Consider the following 21,080-nt stretch of genomic DNA (forward strand, 5'->3'; position numbering starts at 1 on the left):
AGTCTCAGCATGCGCCGAGTACCCCGACTCGTGACGGTGATGCCCGCCACGCTACGTGTAGACGGGGGCTGGCCAGGCAGGTTCACCGGAGTGTCGCGCACCTCGTAAACCTCGTCATCCGGAATACGCACGGTGGGCGTAACGTGAAAGCCGCGCCGCACCATCGGGCGGCGATTGGGCCGTCGGCGGGTCCCGTGCCGACGGCCCTCCTCCGAAGTCTTCTGATGACTTCTGTTACCCGTGCGCAACGCCCTGCGCATAGATTCACTCCATGGCGGATCTATTCGAGGAGTACCGCCTCGGCCCCGGCTGGGACGAGATGTTCGGTGAGCCGGGCATGCCGCGCGAGAGCTACGAGGCGCTGCATGCCACGCTTCAGCCGCTGTCCAGCGCTGAGCTGGGCGTACGCGCCGAGGTGCTGGCCCGCGCCTTCCTCGACCAGGGCATCACGTTTGCCCTCAAGGGCGTCGAGCGTCCGTTTCCGCTGGACATCGTGCCGCGGATCATCGCCGCGGCCGAGTGGCGCGCCGTCGAACGCGGCGTCGCCCAGCGGATCCGCGCGCTCGAGGCGTTCCTGGCCGACGTGTACGGCGCCGGCCAGGTGCTCGCCGACGGGGTGGTGCCGCGCCGCATCATCGCCACCAGCGCCCACTTCCTGCGCCAGGCGGCCGGCATCAACCCGCCCAACGGGGTGCGCATCCACGTCTCCGGGGTCGACCTGATCCGCGACGAGCAGGGCGCCTTCCGGGTGCTCGAGGACAACGTACGCATCCCGTCCGGGGTGAGCTACGTGATGGAGAACCGGCGGGCGATGGCCCAGGTGCTGCCCGAGGTGTTCGCGGCGACCCGGATCCTGCCGGTCGAGTCGTACCCGGCGATGCTGCTGCGGGCGTTGCGGGCGGCCGCGCCGATCGGGGTCAACGACCCGACCGTGGTCGTGCTGAGCCCCGGCGTCTTCAACTCGGCCTACTTCGAACACGCGCTGATCGCCCGCGAGATGGGCGTCGAGCTGGTCGAGGGGCGCGACCTGGTGTGCGTGGGCAACGACGTGGCCATGCGTACGACGGCCGGCGAGCAACGCGTCGACGTGATCTACCGGCGCATCGACGACGACTTCCTCGACCCGGTGCACTTCCGGGCCGACTCGGTGATCGGGGTGGCCGGGCTGCTGAACGCCGCGCGGGCCGGTCGGGTGACGATCGCCAACGCGGTCGGCAACGGGGTCGCCGACGACAAGCTGCTCTACACGTACGTGCCGGACCTGATCCGGTACTACCTGAACGAGGAGCCGCTGCTGCCGAACGTGGAGACCTACCGGCTCGACGAGGACGGCGTACTCGATCATGTCCTGTCCCGCCTCGACGAACTGGTGCTGAAGCCGGTGGACGGGGCCGGGGGCGCGGGCATCGTGATCGGGTCTCAGGCCACGTCCGCCTCACTTGCCGCCGTGGCCGCCGAGATCAAGGCGAATCCGCGGGGCTGGATCGCCCAGCGCGAGGTCAAGCTGTCGATGGTGCCCACGCTGATCGGGAACCGGCTGCGCGGCCGGCACGTCGACCTGCGGCCGTTCGCGGTGAACGACGGCTCGAACATCTGGGTGCTGCCGGGCGGGCTGACCCGGGTGGCGCTGCCCGAGGGCGCGCTGGTGGTCAACTCCAGCCAGGGCGGCGGGTCCAAGGACACCTGGGTGTTGGCCGACGCCTCCGACGCCTTCTACGAGACGCCCCACCTGCCCGCCGAGCCGGCCCCGCTGCCCGCCGCGGCCAGCCCCGACCTGGGCCCCGGCGCCACGGCCGCCGAGGAGCAGCAGCAACAGCAACAGCAGGGGGTGGCCGAGCCGTGCTGAGCCGGATCGCCGAGTCGCTCTACTGGATCGGCCGGTACGTCGAACGGGCCGAGGACACCGCCCGCATCCTCGACGTGCACCTCCAGCGCATGCTGGCCGACCCGTGGACCCAGGAAGACTCCGCCTGCCGGTCGCTGCTCGGGGTGATGGGCAAGCCCATCCCGGACGGACTGGTCACCTCGGCCGAGGTGATCAACCTGCTCGGCCTCGACGACCGGAACGCCAGCTCGGTGGTGGGCTCGCTGGCCGCCGCCCGCGAGAACGCCCGCGGCGCCCGCGAGACGGTGTCGTCGGAGATGTGGGAGTGCCTCAACGCCACCTGGCACGGGCTGCCCAACGCGCGCCGGCGGGTCGAGCAGCAGGGGGTGCACTCGTTCTTCCGCTGGGTGCGCGAGCGCTGCGCGGTGATGGCCGGGCTGACCGACGCCACGATGAGCCGGGACGAGGGGTGGCTCTTCCTGGTGCTCGGCCGCAGCGTCGAGCGGGTCGACATGACGGCAAGGCTGCTGCGTACGCACGAGCGCGCCGGCGGCAGCATCCCGTCCTGGCTGACGCTGCTGCGATCATCCGGCGCCTGGGAAACCTTCCTGCGTACCTATCGGGGCGCTCTCGACGATCGACACGCGGCCGAGTTCCTGCTGCTCGACCGCCTCTTCCCACGCTCGGTCTTCGCCGCCCTCTCCACCGCCGAGGGCTGCCTCACCGACCTCGAGCCCGACCCCGGCCGCGCGGGCGTGGCCACCGACGCCCAGCGGATCGTCGGCCGGGCCCGCACCAACCTCGAGTTCCGCGGCGCCGACGAGCTCATCGACGACCTGTCGCCGGTGCTCACCAGCCTGGAACGCACCTGCTCGCAGGTCAACGAGGCGGTGTCCCGGCGCTACTTCCGGCAGACCTCGGCGGTCAACTGGGTCCGGGGAGTGGTGGCCTGATGGACAGCTGGCGGCTCCGGCTGCAACACAAGACCGGGTACGACTACGCCGGGCCGGTGTCGTCGTCGTACAACGAGGCCCGGATGTGGCCGCGCAACGACGCCCGGCAGGCCGTCCTGGACGCGCGGGTCGAGGTGTGGCCGCCGGCGCGCACCTACCGGTACGAGGACTACTGGGGCACCGTGGTCACCGCGTTCGACGTGCACGCCCCGCACGAGGCGCTGACCGTGACCGCCACCTCCACGGTCGAGACCCTCCCGCCCGGCGACCTGGTCGACACCGGCTCCTCCTGGGAGGACATCGCGGTGCCGGACGTCGTCGACCGCTGGTACGAGCTGCTGCTGCCCACCACACGGACGACCATCGACCAGTCGCTGACCGAGATCGCCGCGGACATCCGCGCGGCCCACGCCACCCCGCACGCGGCCGCGCTGGCCGCCTGCGAGTTCGTCCGGGCCGAGGTCACCTACGAGACCGGGTCGACCGGCGTGCAGTCCGACGCGATGCACGCGTGGCGCCAGCGCAAGGGCGTCTGCCAGGACATCAGCCACCTCACGATCGGGCTGCTGCGCTCGATGGGGATGCCGGCCCGGTACGTCTCGGGCTACCTGCACCCGCGGCCCAGCGCGGCGATCGGCGAGAGCGTGGTCGGGCAGAGTCACGCCTGGGTGCAGTGGTGGGTCGGCCGGTGGACCGCGTTCGACCCGACCAACGGCGTCCCGGTCGGCGAACGGCACGTGGTGGTCGGCCGCGGTCGCGAGTACGGCGACGTACCGCCGCTCAAGGGTGTCTACGCCGGACCGAAGAGCACCGGGCAGGGCGTCGAGGTCACCATCACCCGCTTGCGCTGACTCGCCGGCCACGCCGGCTCGGGTTCTGTTTCGCTGGTCACGTTGGCTCGGGTTCTGTTTCGCTGGCTACGCTGACTCCGGTGACCACCAAGCCCTACCACCACGGCGACCTGCGGCGGGCGCTGCTGACCGAGGCGGCCGTCGCGATCGAGGAGAGCGGCGTCGCCAAGCTCAGCCTGCGTGACCTGGCCCGCCGGGCCGGGGTGTCGCACGCGGCGCCGACGCACCACTTCGGCGACAAGGCCGGGCTGCTCACCGCGCTGGCCGTTGAGGGCTACCACCGGCTGGCGGCCGAGCTCGGCGCGGCCGAGAGCTTCCTCGACGGCGGGGTCGCGTACGTGCGGTTCGCCGTCACCCACCGTGCACACTTCGAGGTGATGTTCCGGCCCGACCTGTACCACGCCTCCGACCCCGCGGTGGTGTCGTCCATGGGCGGCCCGTCCCCTTCAGCCGCTTCGGCCGCTCCATCGGCTTCAGCTGCTTCGTCGGCCTCGGCCGCTCCATCAGCCTTGGCCGCTGTCGGCTTCGTCGGCTTCGTCGGCTTCGTCGGCGGCGGAGGAGGCGGCGCGCAGGGTGCTGCGGCAGCTCAATCAATAGTGCAGATCGTGGCGCCGGCCGTGATCGTGGCTCCCACCTCGACCGACAGGCCGTTCACGGTGCCGGCCTTGTGGGCGGTCAGCGGCTGTTCCATCTTCATCGCCTCGACGACCACGATGACGTCACCCTCGGCCACCTCGTCGCCGTTCTGGGCGGCGACCTTGACGATCGTGCCCTGCATCGGGGCGGTCAGCGCTGCTTTGCTGACGGCACCGGCCGCGGCCGCGGCGCCCGCCCGCCGGGCCGGCTTCCGGGCCGCCGCCGGGCCCGGCGCCCCGCTCGTGAAGGCCGGCAGTGTCACCTCGAGCCGCTTGCCGCCGACCTCGACCACGATCGTCTCGCGCTCCGGCTCATCGGCCCCTTCGGCCGGCGCGGCCTGGAACGGCGGCACCTCGTTGGCCCACTCGGTCTCGATCCAGCGGGTGTGCACGGTGAACTCGTCGGCGAAGGCCGGGTCGCGCACCACCGCCCGGTGGAACGGCAGCACCGTCGCGATGCCCTCGACCACGGTCTCGTCCAGCACCCGGCGGGCCCGCTCGATCGCCTCCGGCCGCGTCGCGCCGACAACGATGATCTTGGCCAGCATCGAGTCGAAGTTTCCGCCGATCACACTGCCGTTCACCACCCCCGAGTCCACCCGTACGCCCGGACCGGACGGCCAGCTCAGCGCGGTGACCGTGCCCGGGGCGGGCAGGAAGTTGCGCCCCGCGTCCTCGCCGTTGATCCGGAACTCGATCGCATGCCCGCGCGGTTCCGGATCGTCGGTGATGGTGAGTTCCTGACCGTCGGCGATCCGGAACTGCTCGCGTACCAGGTCGAGCCCCGTGGTCTCCTCGCTGACCGGGTGTTCCACCTGGAGCCGGGTGTTGACCTCGAGGAACGAGATCGTCCCGTCCGGCCCGACCAGGTATTCCACCGTGCCGGCCCCGTGGTAGCCGGCCTCCCGGCAGATCGCCTTCGCGCTGTCGTGGATCTGGGCGCGCTGCTCGTCGCTGAGGAACGGCGCCGGCGCTTCCTCGACCAGCTTCTGGTGGCGGCGCTGCAACGAGCAGTCGCGGGTCCCGACCACCACGACGTTGCCCCGCGTGTCGGCCAGCACCTGCGCCTCGACGTGCCGCGGCCGGTCCAGGTAGCGCTCGACGAAGCACTCACCCCGCCCGAACGCCGCGACCGCCTCCCGTGTCGCCGACTCGAACAGCGCCGGGATCTCCTCGATCGTCCGGGCCACCTTGAGCCCCCGGCCGCCCCCGCCGAACGCCGCCTTGATCGCCACCGGCAGCCCGTGCTCCTCGGCGAACGCCACGATCTCCGCGGCGCCACCCACCGGTTCGGCGGTCCCCGGCACCAGCGGCGCGCCGGCCCGCTGAGCGATGTGCCGGGCGGTCACCTTGTCCCCGAGATCGCGAATGGCCTGCGGCGTCGGCCCGATCCAGATCAGATTCGCGTCGAGTACGGCCTGAGCGAAGTCGGCGTTCTCCGACAGGAACCCGTAGCCCGGGTGAACGGCATCGGCCCCGCTGCGACCCGCCACGTCGAGAAGCTTGTCGATGCGCAGGTAGGTGTCGGCCGCGGTCTCGCCCCCCAGCGAGTACGCCTCATCGGCCAGCCGGGCATGAGGCGAATCCCGATCACTGTCGGCATAGACGGCGACACTGCCCAGCCCCGCATCCCGGCAGGCTCGAATGACGCGGACCGCGATCTCGCCCCGATTGGCGACCAATACCTTGCGCACGTGCCGAGCCTAGATGAGCTTTCCTCGCGGTGCGCCGCGGCTGTGGACGTGGCGTTGGCTGTGCCTGTGGACAGGCCAACAGGGGCTGTGCCTGTGGACAGCCAACAGAAACGTCACATTCGACGGCTACCGTGACGCCCACCCAGTGCCGGGGTGGGGGAGGCGGCGGCCCGTCTCGCAGCGCAGCCCACCCCCCGGCGAGGTGGGCCGCGCGAGCGGCCGGAGGTGGGCCGCGTCAGCGGCCGGAGGGTGACCGCTTACGCAGGTGGAGCGGAGCGACCCTCGGCGGGAGCAGCGGTCTGCACCACCCACCCGGCTGCGACCGGCCCTTGATCTTGGTGTTTGGTCAAACTTGTCTAATAAACTTGTCGGCATGTCGGCAACTCGCATGATGATCCTCGGGCTGGTGCAGTGGATGCAGCCGGTGCACGGCTATGACGTGCGGCGGGAGCTGCTGAGCTGGAGTGCCGACAAGTGGGCGAATGTGCAGCCGGGGTCGATTTATCACGCTCTGCGCAAGTTGGCTGATGAGGGGCTGCTGCATGAGGTGGCCACCGAGCAGGTGGGGGCGCGGCCGGCTCGGACCACGTATGGCATCACGGAGCGGGGGGCGGCGGAGTTTCAGGCGTTGCTGCGGAACGAGTGGTGGAACCTGACCGGGCCGGCCGATCCGTTCATGGCGGCGTTCTCGTTTCTGCCGGCGCTGCCGCGTGATGAGGCTGCGGCTGCGCTGCGTAATCGGGCGACTCAGTTGCGGGCCGGGATCGAGCAGCTTCGGGCGGCCAACGAGGCCGACTGGGTGAAGACCAAGCCGGTCTTCGTGAGCTGGATGTGGGAGCGGTCGATCGACATGGGTGAGGCGGAAATTCGCTGGTGCGAGCGTACGGCGAAGCTGATCGAGGACGGGACGCCGTACGTGCCGGAGAGCTTCACGCCGCAGCGGCCGGGCGAGGCGCCGGCGGGCTGGGTCGAATAATCAAGTTTGACTAGTCCAGCTTGAGAGGCCTAGCCTCCTTCGTATGATCCAGACGAAGGGGCTACGTAAGTCGTTCACGTCCCGGCAAGGCCGGGAGAAGAAGGTGGTCGAGGCCGTCCGCGGCGTCGATCTCGAGGTCGCCGCGGGGGAGATCTTCGGCTTCCTCGGCCCGAACGGCGCCGGCAAGACCACCACCCTGCGGATGCTCGCCACGCTCATCGAGCCGGACGGCGGCTCCGCCACGATCAACGGCGTCGACCTGCTGCGGGACCCGGGCGAGGTGCGCCGGCGGATCGGGTACGTCGCGCAGGGCGGCAGCACCTGGGACGAGTCGACCGCGCGCGAGGAGCTGGTTCTTCAGGCGCGGCTGTACGGGGCTTCGAAAAGCGCCGCCCTCGAACGGGCGGCCCGGGTGCTGGACGGCTTCCAGCTCGCCGAGTACGCCGACCGCAAGTGCAAGACGTACTCCGGCGGCCAGCGGCGCCGGGTCGACATCGCGCTCGGGATCATCCACGAGCCGAAGGTCGTGTTCCTCGACGAGCCGACGACCGGGCTCGACCCGCAGAGCCGGGCCCACATGTGGGACGAGGTGCGCCGGCTCCGGGACGAGGGGATGACCATCTTCATCACCACGCACTACCTCGACGAGGCGGACGCGCTCTGTGACCGGATCTCCATCATGGATCACGGAGTGGTGGTCGCCTCCGGGTCACCGGCCTGGCTGAAGCGTGACATTTCCGGCGACGTGGTGCGGGTGTCCACGCCGGTCGTCTCGGCGGCCGCCGAAGCCCTCGACTCGGCCCCGTTCGTGACCAAGATCGAGACGCATGACGACAGCGTGCGGCTCTACGTCGACGACGGGGCCGCCGCGATCCCGCTCATCCTCCGGGCCCTCGACGCCGCGTCGGTCGAGCTCAGAACCATCGAGCTGCACCGGCCCAGCCTCGACGACGTGTTCCTGACCAAGACCGGCCGATCGCTGCGGGAGAGCTGAGCGATGAAACTGCTGCGCGACATCTCACTGATCTTCAACCGTCAGATGCAGCTGCTGCTGCGGAACCCGGTGTGGATCGCGGTCGGGCTCTTCCAGCCGGTGATGTATCTGCTGCTGTTCGCCCCGCTGCTCAAGCCGGCGCTGGGCGTGCGCACGGACGCTGAGGCGTACGAGATCTTCGTGCCCGGCCTGCTGGTGCTGCTCGCCATCTTCGGCGGGCTGTTTCAGGGCTTCGGCCTGATCGCCGAGTTGCGGGCCGGGGTGATCGAGCGCTCCCGGGTCACCCCCGTCAGCCGGCTCGCCCTGCTGCTCGGGCGCTCGTTGCGGGACACCGTGTCGCTGATCGCCCAGGCGGTGATCATCACCCTGCTGGCGTTGGCCTTCGACCTGCGGGTGTTCATCGGGAACCTGCTGTTGGCGTACCTCATGCTCGCGCTCATATCACTTATGACGTCGGCAGTGAGCTATGGCGTTGCATTGGCCGTGAAGAGCGAGGACGCGCTGGCGCCGCTGATGAACACGGTGGCCCAGCCGGTGCTGCTGCTGTCCGGCATTCTGCTGCCGCTGACGTACGCCCCCGGCTGGCTCCAGGGCATCGCGAACTGGAACCCGTTCTCCTGGGCGGTCGACGGGACGCGGGCGCTGTTCCGAGGCGATCTGGGCTCACCCGACGTGTGGCAGGGGCTGCTCATCATGGCGCTGCTGGCGGTGCTGGCCGTGACCTGGGCGGCGCGGCTGTTCGCCCGCTCGGTCCGCTAGAGGTTCCGGGCCGGTTCCGCTAGAGCTTCCGGGCCATCGTGATGCCGTCTCCGATGGGGACGATCACCAGCTCGACCCGTGTGTCCGCCACCGCCGCGGCGTTGAAGTCGACGACGCCCCGGTCACGCTGGTCCCGCGGGTCGAGCACGCGGCCGCTCCACAGGACGTTGTCGACCAGGACAAGGCCGCCCCGGCGCATCCGTGGCACGAGCGCGTTCCAATAGGTCGTGTAGTTCTCCTTGTCGGCGTCGATGAACACCAGGTCCAGGTGTTCCTCGGCCGGCAAGGCGGTGATCCCGTCGGCCGCCGGCCCGATGCGTAGCTCGATGCGGTCCTGCACGCCGGCCCGCCGCCAGTAGCGCTGGGCGATGTCGGTCCACTCGGTGGAGACGTCGAAGCAGATCAGCTTGCCGCCCTCGGCCATTCCCCGGGCGATGGCCAGCGACGACAGCCCCGTGAAGGTGCCGATCTCGACGGCGTTCCGGGCCTGCGTGACCGCGGCCAGGATCTTGAGGAAGGCGGCCTGCTCCGGTGCGACCTGCATGCCGGCCGCGTCGGGCAGGTTGGCCCGCGTCTCGGCGATCAGATCGGCCGTGATGGCGTCGGGCGGCGTCGAATGGGCCAGGAGGTAGGCGTGCAGGTCCGGGGTGAGCTGAAGCGGTTCGTACGTCACTCTTAGTCTCTCCACAGCTGCGTGATGGACACGTTGAGTTCGCCGAGCAGGCGGCGCATCAGCGGCAGCGACAGCCCGACCACGTTGCCCGGGTCACCTTCGATCCGCTCCACGAAGGCCCCGCCACGCCCGTCGATCGTGAACGAGCCGGCCACGTGCAACGGTTCCTCGGTCGCCACGTACGCCTCGATCTCCGCGTCGGTGATGTCCGCGAAGTGCACCACAGTCGTGCCGACATCCTCGGCCTGCCGCCCCGTGACCAGGTCGGTCAGGTGATGCCCCGTGTGCAGCACCCCCGACTTGCCCCGCATGGCCTGCCACCGCTCAACCGCCTCACCCGCGTCGGCCGGCTTGCCGAGAATCTGCCCTTCGAACGCCAGCACCGAGTCACACCCCAGCACCAGCACCCCCGGGTCAGCCTGCATCCGCGCCGCGACGGTGCGAGCCTTCATCCGAGCCAGAGCCAAACTCAGCGTGTACGCGTCCTCGGCCTCGACAACAGACTCGTCCACGCCGCTGACCAGCACATCAACGTCAATCCCGGCAGCCTTGAGCAGAGCGCGGCGGGCCGGGCTGGCAGAGGCGAGAACAAGACGGTACGAAATGTCGGTCAGCACAGCCTGCACGCTACAGACCACAGCTCACAGTGACCCCCCACTGCACCGATGTGTCTCCGAACTTCACCGCACACGCCGCCGCCGAGCGACAAGCAGAGCGATCAGCCCTCCGACGAGCACCACGCCGCCCCCGACAACGGCGGCAATTGCTCCGACGGGTACCCCGTAAGAGTCCGTCTCGGGCGAGGCTTGACCGGTGCCGGTGCCGGTGCCGGTGCCGGTGCCGGTGCCGGCGGTGGACGTGGCCGGGGGAGCGTCACTGGCCTGACCGGTGGCGGGGGCGTCGGCAGTCAATGCTTTGACGATATTGAGCACCCCAAACCCACACTCATCATCCCGCCCGGATGGACCGATGTCAGTCGCAGTTGACGTAAGTCGCTCTACGACCTGTTGCGCTGACAGATCCGGGAACTTTGCTCGAACGAGCGCAGCAGCCCCTGACACGATTGCCGTCGCAGGCGATGTCCCGTCGAAGGTTGCATAGCGGTCTTTGGGCTCAGTGCTGGTGATGTCCATTCCTGGGGCACAGATCTGGACAGGCGATCCCTTCATTGAGATCGCGGCGTGTTTACCGCTTTTGTCGATCGCGCCGACCGCTAAGACGCCGTCTAGGGATGCGGGATTTCCAAAGGTGACCATCCGCGGCCGATTCCCGCTGCCGGCGACGATAAGTTTATCACTGGCGAGCGCCTTCTGGACGGCGTCTTCGAGCGCGATTGAAGGGCCGGCCGCTGACGATATGTTAATGACCTGCACCTCTTGGGAAGAAAGCCAATCGAGGCCCTTGGCGATCGTCGCGCTGTTACCGTTGTCCTCCGCGTTGGATTCCTTGACGGGCAAGATTTTCGCTTCGGGCGCGATGCCGACCACGCCCGCTTCACCGGACCGGCCGTGTCCCGCGATTAGCCCAGCCATCTCTGTTCCGTGTCCGTCAGTATCGGTCCTGCCCGTGCTGTCGCCTCCGGATACCACATCGTGGCCCGACAGCAAGTTACGGCGCAGGTCGGGGTGAGGCGCGACGCCCGTGTCAATGACGCCAACCGTCACACCTTTGCCGGTGCTGATCGCGTTGGCTTGGGCAATGTTGAGATAGCCGAGATGCCACATCGACTTGCGAATGTCATCTGCCCGCGCGGGTGTTGAGGGTAAAGTGATCGTGCCGGCCAGAGCGGCTATGGCGGCGATAGTTAGAGCTTTTCGCATGACTTCTAGTCGAGTCCGATTGCAGGGCCGGGATCGACAGGCTGCTCTTTCGAAGGCATCAGGACAGGTGGTACTCCCTCGGCCGTAGCCCATGGGTTATCGGGATCCCAACGCCGACCCTGCGAGCCCGAATTATCATCGGCCGAGTTGGGTGATCCCATCGGCATAACCGAGTTCCCGGCACTCTGTCCAATTACGCCCCCAACGGGATTCACGCGCTGCGGCGCAGTCCGCGAGACCGGCCCCTGAGGTGCGCCAATGACTCCGCCCGGCGGGATTGCGCCGCGCGGCCCCGCTGGCGCTGCACGTGACAATCCAGAGCTAACACCGCCTTGCGCGCCACCGATCGGACCTGGTCCTGCGGGGGCTTTCCCGATAGGCCGGATCGGTGCACCGGGCAAGCCAGGTACTGCGCCGATTGTCGGACCGGGGAGGCCCGGTGACGGCGTTACGATTGGTGACTGAGGCTGTGGTCCAACAAGGGGCGGCTGGTTCCCCCCGAGCACAAGCCCAGGATGACCGGGTGCCGTCGGTGTCACGCTGCCCACACTGGCCGGAAACTGCTGACTAGGTCTCGCGAGGTGAGACGGAGACGACTGCGCGCCTGTGTCAGGGTCGAACGGGACGACAGGAGGAAGCGGAGGTGCGGAATATTCGCTGCCGTTCCTAATCTCTTTGTCGTCACTGACGCTCTTGGACGGGTCATATGGCTTCGGCTGGCGGAGTTGGGACTTTGCTTCGATTAGGTCGATGCTCAGGTTGGACATTAGGCCGCGGGCGCGGGTCTCCAGTTCGGCCTGGCGGCCTGTGGGCACCGGGTTCCTCGGTGTGGGACGCGGCATTGCGCCTTTGCCGCCGACCGGCATGGCCGCGACTTCTTTAGCGTGTTCGTAGTCGACGAGCTTGGACTCGTTGGCCAGGTACTCGGTGACCACCCGCTCCAGCTCGGTGCGGGTCGAGCTGATCGACAGGGTCGCGCTGCTCAGGGCGCTGTGGTTGGCGATCGCCGCATCGTAGGTTTCCTTCAGGTGGCCCAGCAGCTCGTCCAGCCGGGCGACATACGCGGCGGCCGCCGGGCTCTTGCCGGGCGGCCACGCCGTGGCGAGGTTCTCCCGGTAGCTCCGGACTGCCGACATGTGCTGCAACGTCAGCTCGTAGGACTTGCGCCAGCCGTCGACCAGCTGCCAATGCGGCGTGGTGTCCTGGTTCTGCAGGGTCATCCACATGTCGACCATTGACGCGTTGGCCCAGTTCGTGCCGCCGTAGCCGCCGCCTCCGCCGGGATCAAGCATCGGGGGCCACCTCGCCCATCGGGGTCACCGCGCTGTGGAAGGCGTTGTCGACGTCCTTGACGCGGGCCTGGGCGAACGCGTCGCTGCCGTCGTACTCCCGGCTGATCTCCTGCGCCGCCGTCGCGAAGGTGTTCGTGCCGTTGGCGAAGTTGTAGACGTTGATGTGGGTCGCGTCCTGGACCCTCAGGTGCTCCTCCATGAAGCCGACGAGCTCGGGGAACGTTGCCGCCGGTGGGGGCAGCTCGGTGAGCATCTTGTCGGTCACGCTCGTGAGGTGGGGGACGTAGTTGGTCTCCACATCGGTTCGGAGTTTTTTCGCGAACTCCTCCATGGCCGCGATGTCGGCCTCGATCGTGCCGAAATCTGTGTAGCCGTAGTCGCGGAGCCAACCTGGCCCGCGGTCCTCCTCCGCCAGCATCGCCGCTCCCTCCCCGGACGGAACACCGTGAAGATCCGTTCACGTACGTCGATGTGTTCGGATCCACCGCGAGAGTAGCGGCTCCGAGCGCCCCTCAGGACGCCCTGTGGACAAAGCCCGACGCGCGCCAGGAGGAGGGCCCTTTTACCGGGCGGGCGCTGCGGGCCCACTCCGACCGGGGCGGATGTGAGACCGCGTACATGGAGGATCTTGAGGCCCGGGCGGCGACCACCGCGAGCAGCGCGGCCAGCTCTTCTTCGGTCGGTGTGCCTCGGACGACGCTGACCTGCGGTTCCGCATCCATCGACAGAGCCTACGACAATCTCGGGGAGGGCTCGGTGACACGAATCCCACACTCGGCTGATCGATTAGCTGCGCCTAGACATGACCGGGTATTTTCTGCGTGATGTCTACTTCCCCCCCGCTCATTGTCGCTGACCGTTACCGGCTCATCGCGCCGCTCGGTCAGGGCGGGATGGGTCGTGTCTGGCGGGCGAACGACGTGGTGCTTCACCGCGAGGTCGCCATCAAGGAGCTCGTGCCGCCGCCGGGGTTGACCCATGACGAGCGGCAGGAGATGCGCGAGCGGTCGCTGCGTGAGGCGCGTGCGATCGCCCGGCTCAACAACGTCAACGTGGTGCGCGTCTTCGACGTGCTGCGTACCGACGCCGACCCCTGGATCGTGATGGAGTACGTCCCGTCACGTTCGCTCCAGGACAAGCTGGCCGCCGACGGGCCCTACCCGGCCGTACGCGCCGCTGAGATCGGTCTTGGGGTTCTCAACGCCCTGCGCGCGGCGCACCGCAACGGCGTCGTGCACCGCGACGTGAAGCCCGGCAACGTGCTGATCGGGTTGGACGGCCGGGTCGTGCTCACCGACTTCGGGCTGGCCACGCTGCCCGGCAACCCCGATGTCACCCGGACCGGCCTGGTGCTGGGCTCGCCGGCGTACATCGCTCCGGAGCGCGCCCGCGACGGCACCGCCGGCCCGGCCGCCGACCTGTGGTCGCTGGGCGCCACGCTGTACGCCGCGGTGGAGGGCTCGTCGCCGTTCGCGCGGCCGTCCGCGATCGCCACGCTGGCCGCCCTGGCCACCGAGAACCCGCCGCCCGCCCGCAACGCCGGCCCGCTCAAGCCGGTGCTCAACGGCCTGCTGCGCAAAGATCCCGCCCACCGCATCGACGCCATCGAGGCCGAGCGCCTGCTCCAGCGGGCCACCGGCCGCCGCTCGAAGCTGTCGTTCCCGATGAGCCCCACGATGCGCCGCCCCGGCGTCGGCCGTGAGCGCTCCGGCCCGCCGGTCGTCCCCGGCCCCACCACCGGCGCGGCTCCGGTCGTCCCCGGTCCGCGCCCGCCGGTCTCCCGCCCGCAACAGCCGCCGGCCGCCTCGGGTGGCACTCCGCCCCGTGGCCGCCCCGTGCCGCCTCCCGTCACTCCCGGTCCGCCGCCGGCTACGGGCCGCCCGGTCTTCGCGCCCGGCAAGGCCTCGGTCGGCCGCCCCACGCCCGAAACTCCCACGCGCCTTGACACCCCGCCGGTAAGAGAAGATCAAATTCCAGGCGGGGGTACGCGCTCACGAGGCTCGACAGGCGCAACAACGGGGCGAGATGGCTCTGCGGCGACACCGGGTCCCGACCCGTCGAGCGCAAATGGCGCGCTTGCTCACGGCACCCGGGGCACGTACGGAACGGTCCCCGGCCCGCAGAGTCCCGCCCACCCCGGTTCCCCGCAGCCCTCGGCGGCCCAGGGTTTCGCCCCCGCGCCGAACCCCGCCGACCAGACCAGCAGCGGCCCACCCCTCTCCGAGGCTGAGGCCGAGGCCCGTCTGGCCGCCGCCTCCCAGCAGTACCTGGCCGCCCAGGAGGCCCGCCGAGCCGCCCGCGGACTCCCACCGTCCCGCCAGCGCCCGACCGCCGAACCGACCACGGTCGTCCACCCCACCCCGTCCCCGCCGGCCACCCCGCAGAGCGCTGCCACGGCCCCCGCGCCCGCAGCCCCGCAGAGCGCCCCCGCGGCCCCGCAGCGCCCGTCGTCGGCCCAGCCGCCGCTGACCACGTCGCCAGCCGGCGCATCAGTCGACACCGGCGCCACCTCAGTGGTGCGCCGCCGCCCCGAGGCGACCCCCACCGACGACCGCACCGCGGTGGTCAGCAGCAGGCCGCCCACCCGCAAAACTCCCGCGAGGGGCGCAGGCGGCCCTCTGGCCGACGAGCCCAACACCCCCGTGGCACAGCCCTCAGAAGCCGCCACGCCCACCAAGCCCGAATCCGCGGACAAGCCCGGCCACCCCGACCCGTCGACCGGCCGAGCCGCAACGCCCGAAGCCAAATCCGCCGCTCCTGCTGCCGACACGGCCGCCCCGGCCGCTCCCGCCGAGACGGCCGCTCCCGCCGAGACGGCCGCTCCCGCCAATAGGGTCGCTCCCACCGTCGGGGCGGAAAGTCCCGGAGTTGAGTCGGCTGCTCCTGCCGCCGAGATGGACGGTCCCGGAGCCAAGTCGGCGGGTTCTGCCGTCGAGGCCGCCGTCGAGGCAGAGGCGAAGCCCGCCGCGGCGACCAAGGCCGATCAGGCAAAAGCGACCACAGCCAGCGCTCAGCCGGCGGCCGAGACGAGCACGAGGTCGGACGCCGACGCGCTCACCGAGACCAGCGGCAAGGTGGCGGGTAAGGCTGGGCCAGCTGCTGCGACCAGCGCCGAGCCAGCTGCTGCGACCAGTGCCGAGCCGGTGGCCGCGACGGCGGCGGATGTCGTCGATGCGAAGGGCTCGTCGAAGGCCGGCACTCCGACCAAGGACACATCTGAGGCGACAGCGGGCGCTAGCTCAACGACGGAGGCCCCGTCGGAGGGTGTTGTTGGGTCGGAGGGCGTGACTGAAGCGGCATCGCAGGACGTGGCTGGGTCGCAGGGCGGCGGGTCCGCCTTGGCGGGTCAGGCTCAGTCCACGGATGAGGCCTTGTCGGCCAAGGCTGCGATCGACCCCAAGACTGCCGACGCCAAGACGACCGGCCCAAAGGCGACTGACGCCAAGACGACCGGCCCTGAGACGACCGCCCCCACGACGACCGACGCTGAGACGACCGGCGCGGAGCAGCTCGGTGCCAAGGCGACCGGCGCCAAGACGACCGAGACTACGGGCGCTGACGAGGGCGGCGTCGGTGCTGCCGGCTCATCGCAGGTCACCAGCGGCGCCCAGGCGGCGAAGGTCCCCGAGACGGCGACGGCCGGCTCGACGACGGCCAAGGGCGCTCGGGCGAAGAAGGGGCGTGGCCGCACCGCCGCGGCGAAGGCTGCCGCCACCGCCGGGGCGGCCGGATCCGACGCGACCAGAACGCCCGCCAGCGACAGTGACGTGGCGCAGACGGGCGAGCAGGGCACGGTCGCCGCCGATCCCGCGAAGGCTGCCGCGACCAAGGCAGACAGTGACGGCTCGCCGACGGCCGAAGCGGGCGGGAAGGCTTCTGCCCCCGCGGAGTCCAGGCCGTCCGCAGCCGCGCAGACCGACGCGACGTCGGCCGCTGCATCAGCGGCCGCCGAGCTCGAGACCGCCGAATCCAAGGCGGACCAGTCTGACGCAGCGCAGACCGATGCCGACCTGTCCGACGCGGCGCAGACCAAGGCCGACCAGTCCGACAAGGCGCAGGCCAAGGCCCAGCAGGCCAACGCTGGGGAGACCAAGGCAAATCACGCCGAATCGGATGCGGGGTTGGCCGACACGCCCGGCACGGCGGCCGAAACCGAGCCGACCACGCACGCCGCTTCAGCGGCCGGGCCAGCGGTGGCAGCGGGCGCGACGACCGAGAGTCCGACGGCAGGTCAGACCGGCACGGACCAGGCCAAAACGAAAGCCGAGCCGGGGACGGCGAGTACCCCTCAAACGCCCGCCGATACCAACGCCAGGCTGGCCGCCGCCGAGGTCGCCGCTCAGATCAACGAGCGGAGTGGCGCCCAATCCGAGATCTCCGTGCCCGCCGCCCGCAAGCCCGCGTCGGCCGTTGATGGCAAGACGACCGGCAAGCCCGGGTCGGCCGTTGATGGCAAGACGACCAGCGGGCCCGCGTCGGGCGCCGATGACGCGACCACCCGCACGCCGGTGTCCAACACCGAGGACAAGACGGCCCGGGTCACCACCGCCGCGCTGGCCAACGCCACGCGTAGTGATCTGAGCGGGCTTCCGGATGAGCCGGGTAGCGCGAAGACCGCCGCCGGCACCGCCGTCATCGGGGTGCGGCCGGATCAGACCAGTGACACGCCCTCGTTCCCGCGGTCGAACCGGCCGGCCTGGCAGCCGCTGGTTCCGCCGACGATGCGGTCGCGAGGGGTGACGATCTTCGGCACCACGTTGACGCGGAAGCAGACCGCGATCGGCATCGCCATTCTGGCCGTGATTCTGCTGCTGGTCGTCGTACTCGTGCCGCTTGCCATGGCTGGTGACGAGGAGCCGACCGGAGCGCCGGAGCCGCCCGCGGCGACGGGGAACGTGGCGCCGCCGGCCGGGAACGACGGTGACGCCGAGAACAAGACGCCGCCGGCCACCGGGAAGCCGAGCACACCGCCCGCCACCAAGCCGTCGGCGCAGGTCGTGGTGCCGGCGGGCTGGACCGTCTACAACGGCGACGGGTTCTCGGTGGCGTTGCCCAAGGGGTTCAAGGCGCAGCAGCGTGGCTCCGAGGTCTACTTCCAGGACGACACCGAGCACCGCCTGCTGATCATCGACCAGACCGATCAGCCGAAGCCCGACCCGGTCAAGGACTGGGAGGAGCAGGAGGAGGACCGCCGCGGCAACCAGTACCGCGACTACCAGCGGATCCGGCTGGGCGCGATCTCGGGCTACTTCCAGAAGGCGGCCGACTGGGAGTTCACGTACACGACCACGTCGGGGAACCCGCAGCACGCCCAGAAGCGCGGCATCATCGTGAACTCGAAGAAGGCGTTCGGGATCTCGTACTACACGTCGCCGGACAACTGGGACGCCAACAAGGCCGTGCTCCAGCAGATCTACAAGGGGTTCAAGCCGGCGTGATGCGAGTGAACGTCCGATTCAAGGGGTACTGATCCGTCCGGACACGGATGGAGGTGCACCATGGTTCGCAGAAAACACGGCAGCATGCCCACACTCGCGTTGTGGATGCTCGTCGCCGTGGCCGACGTGGCAGTGCTTGCCGCGGCTGCCAGTCCGCTGGTGACCGTCCTGGTCATCGCCGCTCTGGTGATCGTGGCCGGCGGCTTCGCCGCTATGCGGTTGATCGGCAATCGCGAAGCCAGCGTGCGCTTGATCGGCAGTCGCGAGACCGGCGTGCGGTTGATCGGCAGTCGCGAGACCGGCGTGCGGTTGATCGGCAGTCGCGAAGCCGGTATGCGGATGATCGGCAACCGCGAACCGGCGAGGGCCGTGGCCCGGAGGCGAGCCTGACCCCACCGCGTCGGAGCCGACACCCAAAAAGGTGGGAAGCGGTCAGAAAGTGGATAGCGGTCAGAAGGTCGCACAGCTGGGACCCGGACAGATCGACTACGCTCGCGGGCTGTGTCGATCGACGGTGTGACAAGCATCTGGGACGAGCTGTTCAGCGCCCAGCCCGACCCGCCCGCCCTGCTGGCGCTGATCACCGCGCTGGTGGCGTTGGCCGCGGTGGCCATTCGTCCGGTGTGGCGGATCGCCCGCAACGCGGTGACCATCGCGCACGAGGGTGGCCATGCGCTGGCCGCGTTGCTCACGGGGCGCCGGCTGCGGGGGATCCGGCTGGAGTTCGACACCTCCGGCCTCACGCTGTCGGCGGGGCGGCCGACCGGGCCGGGCATGATCTTCACGCTGCTGGCCGGTTACATCGCGCCGTCGCTGGTGGGGCTGGCCGGCGCCTGGATCCTGGGTGGGAACCGGATCACGCTGCTGCTGTGGCTGGCCATCGTGCTGCTGCTGCTCATGCTGATCAACATCCGGAATGTGTTCGGCGTGATCTCGCTCCTGGTCACCGGCGCGATCGTGTTCGCCGTGTCCTGGTACGCGTCGCCCCAGGTGCAGGCCGCGTTCGCCTACGTGGGGGTGTGGTTCCTGCTGGTCGGGGGCGTGCGGCCGGTCGGTGAGCTGCAGAAGTTGCGGCGGCGGGGGCGGATGCCCGAGTCCGACGCCGATCAGCTGGCGCATCTCACGCGCGTACCCGCGGTCATGTGGGTCGGGTTCTTCTATCTGGTGACGATCGCGGTGCTGGTGGTCGGGGCGTTCATGCTGGCCGGGCAGTGGTTGCCGGAGCTATCGGCGAGCTGAGGGGGACGGTGACGGCGCCGGCCTCTCGGACGATGCCGGCGCGTCGCGGGCGCTCCAGGTGACCAGCACGAAGAGGATCGCGGCGGCCACGACGCCCCACTTGATCAGCTTGCCGAGGTTTCCCCAGTAGAGGGCGCGCGCCTTGGGGACGCTACCCTTCGCTCCCTTGAGGAGGACACGCGATGCGCGGAAGCCGCTCCACACGTAGCCGAGTCCGAACACCGCGATGCCCACGAGGATGGCCGTGAGCAGGGACATCGAGCTCAAAGACATGCGGTATAGGGTGCGCGCGTCCTAACGCATTGTCACTAGCCCGAATGGTCGGTCACAGTGGGATGTTTCCATGTTTCTTCGGCGGTAGCGTCTCGCGCTTGGTCCGGAGGGCCCGCAGCGCCCGGGTGACCTGAGCGCGCGTCCGGGCCGGGGCGATGACCGCGTCCACATAGCCGCGTTCGGCCGCGATGTAGGGGTTGGCCAGCGTGTCCTCGTACTCCTGGATGAGCTCGGCGCGCCGGGAGGCGGGGTCGTCGGCGGCGGCCAGCGTGGAACGGTAGAGGATGTTCACCGCGCCCTGGGCGCCCATCACGGCGATCTGCGCGGTCGGCCAGGCGAAGTTCATGTCGGCACCGAGGTGCTTGGAACCCATCACGTCGTACGCGCCGCCGTACGCCTTCCGGGTGATGACGGTGACCTTGGGGACCGTCGCCTCGGCATACGCGTAGATCAATTTGGCCCCGCGCCGGATGATGCCGTCCCACTCCTGGCCGGTCCCGGGCAGGAAGCCGGGCACGTCCACGAAGGTCAGCACGGGCAGGTTGAACGCGTCGCAGGTGCGCACGAACCGCGCCGCCTTCTCGGACGCCGCGATGTCCAGCGTGCCGGCCAGGTGCATGGGCTGGTTGGCCACGACGCCGACCGGTCGCCCCTCGACCCGCCCGAAGCCGACCACGATGTTCTGCGCGTACAGCGGCTGCACCTCGAGGAAGTCTTCCACCACCGCCTCGATCACGGTCTTGATCTCGTAGGGCTGGTTGGCCGAGTCGGGGATCAGGGTGTCGAGGGCGAGGTCGGCGGGGGACGGGTCGAGGTCGGCGTCGAGGGGGTAGGTGGTCGGTTCGTCCAGGTTGTTGCTGGGCAGGTACGACAGGAGCGCGCGCACGTAGTCGATGGCGTCCTCTTCGTCCGACGCCAGATAGTGCGCGTTGCCGCTGCGGCTGTTGTGGGTACGCCCGCCGCCCAGTTCCTCCATGCCGACGTCCTCGCCGGTGACCGTGCGGATCACGTCGGGACCGGTGATGAACATGTGCGAGGTCTGGTCGACCATCACGGTGAAGTCGGTGATCGCCGGCGAGTAGACCGCGCCGCCCGCGCAGGGGCCCATGATCAGGGAGATCTGCGGGATGACACCGCTGGCCCGTACGTTGCGGAAGAAGATGTCGGCGTACAGCCCGAGCGCGACCACCCCCTCCTGGATGCGCGCGCCGCCCGAGTCGTTGATCCCGATGATCGGGCAGCCGATCTTCATGGCCAGGTCGAGCACCTTGACGATCTTCTCGCCGAAGACCTCGCCGAGCGAGCCGCCGAAGACCGTGAAGTCCTGGGAGAACACGCACACCTGCCGGCCGTCGATGGTGCCGTGGCCGGTGACCACGCCGTCGCCGTACGGCCGGTTCTGCTCGAGCCCGAAGGCGGTCGACCGGTGCCGGGCCAGCTCGTCCAGTTCCACGAAGGAACCCTCGTCGAGCAGCAGCGCGATGCGTTCGCGGGCGGTCTTCTTGCCGCGGGCGTGCTGTTTCTCGATCGCGCGTTCCGAACCGGCGTTCGCCGCCTCCTGGATGCGCCGGTCGAGGTCGGCGAGCTTGCCGGCCGTGGTGTGCACGTCGATCTGCTGCTCGCCCGGGGTGGGGGCGTCCTGCTGGAGGGTCACGAGG

Annotated in this window: 19 protein-coding genes and 2 pseudogenes; 11 read left to right on the forward strand and 10 right to left on the reverse strand. The window is 69.8% G+C overall.

Annotation, left to right across the window (positions count from 1 at the left end):
* Positions 1-271: 271 nt before the first annotated feature.
* The 4 genes and pseudogenes from AB0O15_RS04790 to AB0O15_RS04805 all read left to right on the forward strand — a co-directional run.
* Entirely contained in the window at positions 272-1,846 is a 1,575-nt protein-coding gene (locus AB0O15_RS04790; RefSeq protein ID WP_364314049.1) for a circularly permuted type 2 ATP-grasp protein, read from the forward strand.
* Positions 1,840-2,778 carry an alpha-E domain-containing protein gene (locus AB0O15_RS04795; RefSeq protein ID WP_364314051.1) on the forward strand — a complete coding sequence of 313 codons (939 nt, stop codon included), beginning with the start codon at positions 1,840-1,842 and terminating at the stop codon, positions 2,776-2,778. The genes AB0O15_RS04790 and AB0O15_RS04795 overlap by 7 nt, the downstream gene beginning before the upstream one ends.
* A complete protein-coding gene (locus tag AB0O15_RS04800; protein ID WP_364314054.1) occupies positions 2,778-3,629 on the forward strand; it encodes a transglutaminase family protein in 852 nt (283 codons plus the stop codon). The genes AB0O15_RS04795 and AB0O15_RS04800 overlap by 1 nt, the downstream gene beginning before the upstream one ends.
* A gap of 71 nt (positions 3,630-3,700) precedes the next feature.
* Positions 3,701-4,228, forward strand: a pseudogene (locus AB0O15_RS04805) (TetR/AcrR family transcriptional regulator); the annotation flags it as partial.
* Here AB0O15_RS04805 and AB0O15_RS04810 read toward each other — a convergent pair.
* Positions 4,216-5,958 (reverse strand): biotin carboxylase N-terminal domain-containing protein, encoded by a 1,743-nt coding sequence (locus AB0O15_RS04810; protein ID WP_364314057.1) that lies wholly within the window; start codon positions 5,956-5,958, stop codon positions 4,216-4,218. The pseudogene AB0O15_RS04805 and the gene AB0O15_RS04810 overlap by 13 nt on opposite strands.
* A 373-nt stretch (positions 5,959-6,331) precedes the next feature.
* Here AB0O15_RS04810 and AB0O15_RS04815 point away from each other — a divergent pair, with 373 nt between their 5' ends.
* The 3 genes from AB0O15_RS04815 to AB0O15_RS04825 are packed head-to-tail and all read left to right on the forward strand — an operon-like array spanning position 6,332 to position 8,687.
* Positions 6,332-6,934: a PadR family transcriptional regulator gene (locus AB0O15_RS04815; RefSeq protein ID WP_364314060.1), complete on the forward strand. Its 603-nt coding sequence runs from the start codon at positions 6,332-6,334 to the stop codon at positions 6,932-6,934.
* Between the two features lie 43 nt (positions 6,935-6,977).
* Entirely contained in the window at positions 6,978-7,928 is a 951-nt protein-coding gene (locus AB0O15_RS04820; protein ID WP_364314062.1) for an ATP-binding cassette domain-containing protein, read from the forward strand.
* Between the two features lie 3 nt (positions 7,929-7,931).
* On the forward strand, positions 7,932-8,687 hold the full coding sequence (locus tag AB0O15_RS04825) for an ABC transporter permease (protein ID WP_364314064.1): 756 nt from the start codon (positions 7,932-7,934) through the stop codon (positions 8,685-8,687).
* 19 nt (positions 8,688-8,706) lie between these two features.
* On the opposite strand, the gene AB0O15_RS04830 is transcribed toward AB0O15_RS04825, so the two are convergent.
* The 6 genes from AB0O15_RS04830 to AB0O15_RS04855 all read right to left on the reverse strand — a co-directional run bounded on the left by AB0O15_RS04830 (position 8,707) and on the right by AB0O15_RS04855 (position 13,194).
* The gene (locus tag AB0O15_RS04830) at positions 8,707-9,360 is read right to left on the reverse strand and encodes an O-methyltransferase (protein WP_364314067.1); all 654 of its coding nucleotides are present in this window, start codon (positions 9,358-9,360) and stop codon (positions 8,707-8,709) included.
* 2 nt (positions 9,361-9,362) lie between these two features.
* Positions 9,363-9,977 (reverse strand): Maf family protein, encoded by a 615-nt coding sequence (locus AB0O15_RS04835; RefSeq protein ID WP_364314070.1) that lies wholly within the window; start codon positions 9,975-9,977, stop codon positions 9,363-9,365.
* A 63-nt stretch (positions 9,978-10,040) separates the two neighbouring features.
* Positions 10,041-11,180 (reverse strand): S8 family serine peptidase, encoded by a 1,140-nt coding sequence (locus tag AB0O15_RS04840; protein WP_364314073.1) that lies wholly within the window; start codon positions 11,178-11,180, stop codon positions 10,041-10,043.
* Positions 11,181-11,185: 5 nt separating this feature from the next.
* Positions 11,186-12,472, reverse strand: a complete 1,287-nt coding sequence (locus AB0O15_RS04845; RefSeq protein ID WP_364314075.1) for a hypothetical protein — start codon at positions 12,470-12,472, stop codon at positions 11,186-11,188.
* Positions 12,465-12,890 (reverse strand): hypothetical protein, encoded by a 426-nt coding sequence (locus AB0O15_RS04850; protein WP_364314078.1) that lies wholly within the window; start codon positions 12,888-12,890, stop codon positions 12,465-12,467. The genes AB0O15_RS04845 and AB0O15_RS04850 overlap by 8 nt, the downstream gene beginning before the upstream one ends.
* A 94-nt stretch (positions 12,891-12,984) precedes the next feature.
* Positions 12,985-13,194 carry an acyl-CoA carboxylase epsilon subunit gene (locus AB0O15_RS04855; protein WP_364314081.1) on the reverse strand — a complete coding sequence of 70 codons (210 nt, stop codon included), beginning with the start codon at positions 13,192-13,194 and terminating at the stop codon, positions 12,985-12,987.
* Between the two features lie 102 nt (positions 13,195-13,296).
* Here AB0O15_RS04855 and AB0O15_RS04860 point away from each other — a divergent pair.
* A pseudogene (locus AB0O15_RS04860) lies at positions 13,297-14,720 on the forward strand (protein kinase); the annotation flags it as partial.
* 762 nt (positions 14,721-15,482) lie between these two features.
* Here the strand turns inward: AB0O15_RS04860 and AB0O15_RS04865 are convergent.
* The gene (locus AB0O15_RS04865; protein ID WP_364314083.1) at positions 15,483-15,671 is read right to left on the reverse strand and encodes a hypothetical protein; all 189 of its coding nucleotides are present in this window, start codon (positions 15,669-15,671) and stop codon (positions 15,483-15,485) included.
* A 172-nt stretch (positions 15,672-15,843) separates the two neighbouring features.
* On the opposite strand from AB0O15_RS04865, the gene AB0O15_RS04870 reads away from it, so the two are divergent.
* From AB0O15_RS04870 to AB0O15_RS04880, 3 genes are all read left to right on the forward strand, one after another.
* Positions 15,844-17,910, forward strand: a complete 2,067-nt coding sequence (locus tag AB0O15_RS04870) for a hypothetical protein (protein ID WP_364314086.1) — start codon at positions 15,844-15,846, stop codon at positions 17,908-17,910.
* Positions 17,911-17,970: 60 nt separating this feature from the next.
* Complete coding sequence (locus AB0O15_RS04875) at positions 17,971-18,300, forward strand: hypothetical protein (RefSeq protein ID WP_364314088.1); 330 nt, start codon at positions 17,971-17,973, stop codon at positions 18,298-18,300.
* A 111-nt stretch (positions 18,301-18,411) separates the two neighbouring features.
* Positions 18,412-19,149 carry a M50 family metallopeptidase gene (locus AB0O15_RS04880; RefSeq protein ID WP_364314091.1) on the forward strand — a complete coding sequence of 246 codons (738 nt, stop codon included), beginning with the start codon at positions 18,412-18,414 and terminating at the stop codon, positions 19,147-19,149.
* On the opposite strand, the gene AB0O15_RS04885 is transcribed toward AB0O15_RS04880, so the two are convergent.
* Both AB0O15_RS04885 and AB0O15_RS04890 read right to left on the reverse strand, forming a co-directional pair.
* Positions 19,135-19,422 carry a hypothetical protein gene (locus tag AB0O15_RS04885; RefSeq protein WP_364314093.1) on the reverse strand — a complete coding sequence of 96 codons (288 nt, stop codon included), beginning with the start codon at positions 19,420-19,422 and terminating at the stop codon, positions 19,135-19,137. The genes AB0O15_RS04880 and AB0O15_RS04885 overlap by 15 nt on opposite strands.
* Before the next feature lie 52 nt (positions 19,423-19,474).
* On the reverse strand, positions 19,475-21,076 hold the full coding sequence (locus AB0O15_RS04890; RefSeq protein ID WP_364314096.1) for an acyl-CoA carboxylase subunit beta: 1,602 nt from the start codon (positions 21,074-21,076) through the stop codon (positions 19,475-19,477).
* Between the last annotated feature and the right edge of the window lie 4 nt (positions 21,077-21,080).

Origin of the sequence: Actinoplanes sp. NPDC089786, from assembly GCF_040684855.1 — a bacterium.
Taxonomy (GTDB): domain Bacteria; phylum Actinomycetota; class Actinomycetes; order Mycobacteriales; family Micromonosporaceae; genus Actinoplanes.

Coding starts and splice junctions, on each gene's coding strand:
- AB0O15_RS04790 (WP_364314049.1), top strand. CDS start 272: ATGGCGGATCTATTCGAGGAGTACCGCCTCGGCCCCGGCTGGGACGAG.
- AB0O15_RS04800 (WP_364314054.1), top strand. CDS start 2,778: ATGGACAGCTGGCGGCTCCGGCTGCAACACAAGACCGGGTACGACTAC.
- AB0O15_RS04815 (WP_364314060.1), top strand. CDS start 6,332: ATGTCGGCAACTCGCATGATGATCCTCGGGCTGGTGCAGTGGATGCAG.
- AB0O15_RS04820 (WP_364314062.1), top strand. CDS start 6,978: ATGATCCAGACGAAGGGGCTACGTAAGTCGTTCACGTCCCGGCAAGGC.
- AB0O15_RS04825 (WP_364314064.1), top strand. CDS start 7,932: ATGAAACTGCTGCGCGACATCTCACTGATCTTCAACCGTCAGATGCAG.
- AB0O15_RS04840 (WP_364314073.1), bottom strand. CDS start 11,180: ATGCGAAAAGCTCTAACTATCGCCGCCATAGCCGCTCTGGCCGGCACG.
- AB0O15_RS04845 (WP_364314075.1), bottom strand. CDS start 12,472: ATGCTTGATCCCGGCGGAGGCGGCGGCTACGGCGGCACGAACTGGGCC.
- AB0O15_RS04850 (WP_364314078.1), bottom strand. CDS start 12,890: ATGCTGGCGGAGGAGGACCGCGGGCCAGGTTGGCTCCGCGACTACGGC.
- AB0O15_RS04855 (WP_364314081.1), bottom strand. CDS start 13,194: ATGGATGCGGAACCGCAGGTCAGCGTCGTCCGAGGCACACCGACCGAA.
- AB0O15_RS04875 (WP_364314088.1), top strand. CDS start 17,971: ATGGTTCGCAGAAAACACGGCAGCATGCCCACACTCGCGTTGTGGATG.
- AB0O15_RS04885 (WP_364314093.1), bottom strand. CDS start 19,422: ATGTCTTTGAGCTCGATGTCCCTGCTCACGGCCATCCTCGTGGGCATC.